Consider the following 1,189-nt stretch of genomic DNA (forward strand, 5'->3'; position numbering starts at 1 on the left):
GTCGTTGATCGGGCCGACGGTGGCCGCCGTCTGCGCGTCTTCCGGTCCGCCGATGAGGAACGCGAAGCGCCCCTCCTGGCCGAGCAGGTACTCGAATCGCTCGAAGGTGACGGTCTCGTAGACGCTGTCGGCACCGAGGCCCTCGTAGGCGTCGGCGAAGTAGTCGACGGTGTCGGTCGGGCTCTCGGGTGCTGCAGTCGCCGGAGCGGCCGCGACACCGCCGAGCACGACGGTGCCGGCGATGGCGAGCGCAGTCAGCATCGCCGCCCGCCTCGGGGTGGGGCGCTGGTGGTCGGGCACGGTGCTTCCTCTCTGTTGGGGGTGGAGCTGTCGGGGGTGGGTCGGCCGGAGACGCGCCGAGCCGGTCACTCGGGCACGGATGTCTCGTCGGGCTGTTCGCCCTGGGGCGACGCGATCGCGCGGCGACGGGCGAGCAGCCGCTGGCCGAGCAGTGCGAGTGCTCCCACCGCCACGAGGGCGACGAGGATGCCGGCGCCGGCGAGCCACTCGGGCGTGCCGCCACTCGTGGCCGCAGCGTTCTCGACGGCCTGCGCGGTGGGCTTCGCGGTCGATGCGCTGAGGGTCACCGACTTCGACACGCTCGACACGGGGGACTCGCCGACGGCGTTCGTGGCGACCAGGGTCGCCGTGTAGGCGCCTGCGCCGAGCACCGTGAAGGTGTGCGAGGTGGCCGTCGCGGCCAGGGGGATCGCCGTGCCCTTGTTGAGCGAGAGCTTGTAGCCCGTCACCGGGGATCCGCCGTCGGCCGGCGCCGCCCAGGTCACGGTGAGCGAGCTGCCCTTGGCGGTCAGGCGCGGTGCGGCGGGGGCGAGGGGAGCGGTCGCGGCGACGGCCGCCGGCGCGGCAGCTCCGGCCTGCGACGCGCTCGCCGCGTCATCCGACTCGCCGGAGTCGCTCTCCGACGTGCCGCCGGAGGTGCTGCCGCCGGAGGTGCCGGGGTTCGGCGCGGGCGCCGGTGCGGGGGCGGGCGCCGGAGCCGGTGCGGGTGCAGGTGCCGGGGCGCTGCCTCCGCCGAGCGCGGGCGGCGGATCCTCCTGCGTGCTGTCGTACGGGTAGCCGCCGGCGTCCTCGCAGGCTCCGAGGTCGAAGTTGATCGAGCAGAGGTCGCAGACGTCGCCGGCGGCCGACGCCGAGCTGCTGCTGATGAGCACGAGCGTCGGCACGCTGA

Annotated in this window: 1 protein-coding gene and 1 pseudogene; both read right to left on the bottom strand. The window is 74.8% G+C overall.

Annotation, left to right across the window (positions count from 1 at the left end):
• Window positions 1-300, bottom strand: a pseudogene (locus tag ACFWWU_RS37350) (hypothetical protein); the annotation flags it as partial.
• 65 nt (window positions 301-365) lie between these two features.
• Window positions 366-1,189 (bottom strand): fibronectin type III domain-containing protein (locus ACFWWU_RS37355; protein WP_384153693.1); only part of this gene is annotated, 824 nt, incomplete at its 5' end.

The sequence above is a fragment of the Streptomyces sp. NPDC058650 genome, from assembly GCF_042717315.1.
GTDB lineage: Bacteria > Actinomycetota > Actinomycetes > Streptomycetales > Streptomycetaceae > Streptomyces.